This is a genomic window from Bradyrhizobium sp. PRIMUS42 (genome assembly GCF_023006515.1).
Lineage (GTDB): Bacteria > Pseudomonadota > Alphaproteobacteria > Rhizobiales > Xanthobacteraceae > Bradyrhizobium.
The window spans coordinates 1-5014 of sequence record NZ_JALBGZ010000485.1 but is presented as its reverse complement, the minus strand read 5'-3'; the positions used below and the strand labels follow the sequence as shown (position 1 = coordinate 5014).

The window sequence follows — 5014 nt, the reverse complement described above, 5'->3', positions numbered from 1 at the left end:
GCAGCGGCCGCGGGGCGCCGGCTCGTGCCGCGATCGCCTTGAGCGCTCCGAGCGGAATCGCGAGGGAATAGGCGTAGCGCTGCTCCAGGCAGAGCGGACAGGGCAGGATCTCCAGCACGAGCTGGAAGAACCAGGCGCCCGCGATGGTCGCAGCCGCGATCAGCGTGACGAGCAGCGAGGCCGTCAGCGCGGAGCCGCCGGCAGCCGGCTTGAACGCAGGTATCGCGGCACTCTGGGTCGTCACGGCAGCCTCTTTCCGATCGGTCGCGCCCTTAAGCCTCTAGCTCCGGTCCATGCGGCTGTCGAGAACGGGCGGGATCACTTTGGCGCGGGTTGACCCCGCTTTGTCCATGGCTATAGTCCGCCGGCTTCGCGACGCTCCCTTCAAGGGCTGACCGAGGGCCCCTGTGGCGGAACTGGTAGACGCGCTCGACTCAAAATCGAGTTCCGCAAGGAGTGCTGGTTCGATTCCGGCCAGGGGCACCACGCTTCGGGCTTCGCGTGGCGCGGCCATGCTGAACCGAAGAGTGAAGCGTGTCCGTCCGGCGAAGCCTCTTGGCGAAGACGGACTGATCATAATCCCCCCAGCGCGGCCTGTGCCACCTCCTCACGGTTGACGACCGGCACCTTTCGGCGCGGGCCGCGATAGTTGTGCGCGCTCCGGCGACACGACCATCTCCCTGCCGCAGGCGCTACATCGCGCGGAAGTGCCGAGGATTTCGCAGGCCGGGTCGCCCGCGGCGATGCCATGCCGGCATTTCGGGCAGAGATAGCCTTCAGGCGTCTCGACGAAATCATATGACGGACCGACATAGGCGCAAACGAATCGATCTGTCCGGCTTGCAGAGCCGGCGATCTGGAGTTCGTTCTGGTCTTTCATCACATGAGCGGAATGTCGAAAATGATGACCGCGAATAGCAGCTGGATCCAGTTCGCTTCGGCGATCGAAAGCAATGCCTCGGGCATCGCGACCTGCCTTCGCTGGGCGCATAGCGCGCCGCGCCAGCGTTAATCTAGACCTTTGCAACTGGCGGGCGAAGTGGGTTTTTGGGGGCGGCCGGCGTCGGGAACTCCGTTCCTTGACACTTTGCTAATCTTTCTCGCCAAATCGCCGGATCGGCTCGCCCTCCCCTCTCTGGCAATCGTCACTTCGCTCCTGTATAAACCGGTAGCTTCTTCTGTAACTCGAAGGAGCTCTCATGAACGACCTGCACGCGTGGCTTTCGCAACAGCACCACGGTTTGCGGACCTTCCAGACCTTTCAGCAAAAGCTCGAGACGCTCGGCCGGCGCGATCCCGCCCAGCGCGGCCTGTGCTGCCTGCTCAGCAATGTCGTCGGCAGCTATGTCGAGGCCTTTGACGAAGATCCGCTGCCGGTCGAGGTCGCCGACGGCGCCTATCATCGCCTGCTGACGCTGGTCGAAAGCCTCGATCTTCACGGAGACGCCGCTCGCCGCCTCACCGACATCAACCGCGTGGCAACCTGCGAATTGTGGCGGTGATCGGCAGGAGGAGCGCGCACACGTCAATTTTCAAACGACGAGACACACCGCTACAGCCTCGCGGCGCATAACGCCCGAGTGTTGCGCTTCTGTCGGCGCCCCTTCCTTGGAAAGGGCGCAGGGAAGGCCGGGCGCCGGCTGGCACCCGCGGTCCGCTGTGCGCAAATTGCGCGAAGACAGATGCACAGCGGCATACAGGGCAGCCTGGACATCCCGGCCTTTCCCTGCGCAGTGGTTTGACGGCTTATGGCGCGCTCTCCCCGGGGAGCGATGCACTATTGCCCCCGTCGCCTTGCGGATGACTGGTGCGCGTGCCCGGTCGGGCCGCTTCACCACCGCAAGCCTTGACGCACAGACCCCGGGCGTCAGGACGACACGCTTTTGCCGTACGCGGACCGCACCGGTCGTGTGCGCGCCAGTCAACCGCTCACGGGCCAAGCCCGCCCTGCGATTGCTGGCGCGCCGATGCGCTCCACGTCCACCGCCACCCGGCCCGCGTATCGTGACGATCGCGAAACGCCCCTTATCCATGGGCCGGGATGACGACGCACATACGACATTTCCGAATTTCGGTCAAGCAGAATTTGGGCGCGCGAAACGGCGGGCGTTCGGACAGATCGTTCCGATTGAGAACAGCTTCTGGAGCCCAATGGCCTCATTCTGGCCCGCGTGTCTCCACGTCGTCATTGCGAGCGCAGCGAAGCAATCCAGGAATGCATCCACGGATGTAGCCTGGATTTGCTTCGTCGCAAGTGCTCCTCGCAATGACGAGGATGAGAGATTTCCCGTCCAACTGCCGTCCGGCGCGGAGGCCCCAGGAGCGAAGTCGCACCTGCCGTTCGCGCGCCGAATGATCGATAGGGTTTAGATCCCGTACCGCCGCGAGGTGTTCGACTTCGCTGCGCCAGTACCTATATCGTGCGGCAACAGATGTGATGCAGCGGACAGCTTTGATGGCCAGGACACGCACGACGGACGCCGACGACCTTCCCCGCTATTTCGTCTGGGTCCGGGGCCTGGAAGGCCCCGAGCCGCAGAAATGGACGGCCATGGATTTCGGCGTCGGCGATTGGAAGCGACCGCTCGTGCTGGCCTATCTGGAGCTGCCACAGGACGAACGGCGTTTGTCATTGTCGGCGCTGGCCCGGCGCTATCCGCCGCCGCGGGTTGATCTTTCGTGAGCCGGGCGAGGGTGTGTACTCATCAACATTCGCTCCGCCAGGCAAAGCTGGAAGTCAGCCCCTCAAGCGTTATCGGCGGCTTGTGACCCTGTGCAGCCGCCGCGGCCAGTATACCTCTGTATGATCCACTTGCCGAACCAATGGAGTAACGTCCCTCCGACTTTGATGGGGACTTTACATGGATCTGTTCCGCGCGGAGAAAATCGGCGAAGTCGAAAATAATTCGGCTCGAAAATGTCGGGTCTGCGACAAGCAACTACAGCTGGTTCGCACGATACTGAACATGGAAACCGGCAACCTCATGCACCTGTTCGAATGCGAATGCGGCGACCGCATCTGGAACGACTGAGGCCGCCTCAGTTGGCGGCCATTTTCAGTTCAAAAGATGCTGAGCAGATGGGCTGGTGTTGGATGCGCCGACATCTCCGTCAAGCTGAATGGGCGGCGAGCATCGCACGCTCGGGCACCGACGATTTTTGGTATCGATCTTCCGCGAGCACGCACCCCTACGAGGATACGGGACGCGTTCTCTAGCCACATGGGAGAACGAGATGAAATCAGAATTTGCAAATCGCGGTCGTGCAGCAAGATAGGTCGAGGAGCCTTGACATAACGGCGCTCGACCACAACGGCGGTGACCATCCGGCACCGCCGTTTCGACAACAACCTTTGGCTTTTTGAAGCAAGCGACTTCCGAAAGTGGTCCATCGGCGAAGGCGGAAATCAGGGAAGCCGAACGCTCCAATCACCTCTCGCGCCGCGACCTTCTTTCACGGGGTACGGACGGAGAAATGCGAGTAACGTGCCGTCGCGGGGCGTAAAACGCACTTTCGGGAGGACCGTCGCATGATCGATAGACGAAGCCTCGTTACGAGCGCGATCATCATTATGCTCGAGCCGCGATTGGCCAGTGCGCAGAGATCAGGAAAGTTATCGCGAGTCGTCTTCTTTTCGGTCGCGGCTGGTCCGAACCCTCTTGCGGATTCGTTCACGCGAGGATTGAAGGAGCTGGGTTATAGTGAGGGACACAACCTTTCGATCCAGTATCGTTGGATGGCTGGTCATGAGAGCCAGTACGACGAGGTAGCGCGCGAGTTGGCCGAAAGTCAGCTGGACGTGATCGTCACAGCAGGCCATCCTCTGGCTGTTGCCGCCAAGAAGGCGACAGCACAGACACCCATCGTCGCGCTTGCCGTTGTCAATCCCGTAGGAAGTGGCTTAGCTGCCAGCATCTCCCATCCCGTCGGCAACCTGACGGGCTTTTCCTTGGAGGTCACACCCGAAACGAACGCGAAAATGCTCCAGCTTTTGCACGAGGCAGCTCCTAAAATCACTCGAGTTGGTGTGCTTTGGAATTCTGCAAATCCTGGCAGCCGTTTCTACCTCGAGGCGGTGGAGCAAGCAGCACAATCGGAAGGGCTTACCCTCAATGCTTACGATGTACGCCGAGCGGAGGACATCAATGGTGTGTTCCGTTCGCTTCGCGGAAACGTTGAAGGACTCATTGTTTTCCCAGAGGGGCTCCTTTGGACGTATCGCCGCAATATCGTTGACGCTACGCGGGAAGCACAACTAGCGACGATTTTTGGTTATCGCGATGCTGCCGAAATGGGAGCGTTGATGAGCTACGGCCCCGATCTCGTCGATCTTTTCAAGAGAGGCGCAGCTTACGTAGATAAGATCATCAAAGGCGCCAAAGCTGCGGAGCTTCCGATTCAACAGCCGGCAAAATTTGAGTTGGTGATCAATGTGAAGACGGCTAATGCCTTGCACATTGGTGTGCCTCCAACGTTGCTCGCCCGCGCGGATGCGGTGATTGAATAGGCGCGTTAGCCCCCGTGCATGAGTCCCCAGGTGGCCCTTAGCTGCCGCTCTTTTTCGGCGTCCGACGTCGGCTTGCAGGGTACCAACGGACCCTAGGTCGAATACGGCCGCAAGGCCCGCATGTGGCCAAACTCGGACGTTGTGAGCTGCGGCAACGGGCCGGTGTCAGAGGCAGAGCGGACCGGTCGGCGCCTGAGTGCCGCGCGGAGCACGGATCCAGCTTAGGTGCGACCCCACAACCGTCTACCCGCGCCGACGCGGGTCATCGCCGCCCCCATGATTATGGGTGTCACGACATCCGCACTGCGGTTAAACTTGCCCTTGCGCCGCGGGGGACACGCGGGTGCAGGACCATGATCATGACCGAACAGGGCGAGACGGGTGACACCATCACCATCCTCCTCGTCGAGGACGACGCACCGACCTGCTGGCGGCTGCAGGATGCGCTGGTCAAGGCCGGCTACGAGGTGCGCAGCGCCGGCACGCTCGGCGAAGCCCGTGCCGCCC

6 protein-coding genes, 1 tRNA gene and 1 pseudogene are annotated in these 5014 nt (G+C 61.5%); 6 read left to right on the top strand and 2 right to left on the bottom strand.

All coding sequences use genetic code 11. The features are described 5' to 3' along the window. A partial coding sequence (locus MOV75_RS27265) for a disulfide bond formation protein B (protein ID WP_247006913.1) occupies window positions 1–244 on the bottom strand: 244 nt, incomplete at its 3' end. Window positions 245–401: 157 nt separating this feature from the next. On the opposite strand from MOV75_RS27265, the gene MOV75_RS27260 reads away from it, so the two are divergent. Continuing rightward, a tRNA-Leu gene (locus tag MOV75_RS27260) sits at window positions 402–486 on the top strand. Window positions 487–607: 121 nt separating this feature from the next. On the opposite strand, the gene MOV75_RS27255 is transcribed toward MOV75_RS27260, so the two are convergent. Beyond that, window positions 608–991, bottom strand: a complete 384-nt coding sequence (locus MOV75_RS27255) for a hypothetical protein (RefSeq protein ID WP_246931096.1) — start codon at window positions 989–991, stop codon at window positions 608–610. Between the two features lie 208 nt (window positions 992–1199). On the opposite strand from MOV75_RS27255, the gene MOV75_RS27250 reads away from it, so the two are divergent. The 5 genes and pseudogenes from MOV75_RS27250 to MOV75_RS27230 form a co-directional block, all read left to right on the top strand. Continuing rightward, entirely contained in the window at window positions 1200–1502 is a 303-nt protein-coding gene (locus MOV75_RS27250) for a hypothetical protein (RefSeq protein WP_246931095.1), read from the top strand. Between the two features lie 953 nt (window positions 1503–2455). Then, window positions 2456–2683: a hypothetical protein gene (locus tag MOV75_RS27245; RefSeq protein WP_246931094.1), complete on the top strand. Its 228-nt coding sequence runs from the start codon at window positions 2456–2458 to the stop codon at window positions 2681–2683. 178 nt (window positions 2684–2861) lie between these two features. Then, a complete protein-coding gene (locus MOV75_RS27240) occupies window positions 2862–3032 on the top strand; it encodes a hypothetical protein (RefSeq protein ID WP_246931093.1) in 171 nt (56 codons plus the stop codon). Between the two features lie 497 nt (window positions 3033–3529). Continuing rightward, complete coding sequence (locus tag MOV75_RS27235) at window positions 3530–4507, top strand: ABC transporter substrate-binding protein (RefSeq protein WP_247006911.1); 978 nt, start codon at window positions 3530–3532, stop codon at window positions 4505–4507. 359 nt (window positions 4508–4866) lie between these two features. Next, window positions 4867–5014: pseudogene (locus tag MOV75_RS27230) on the top strand (DNA-binding response regulator); the annotation flags it as partial.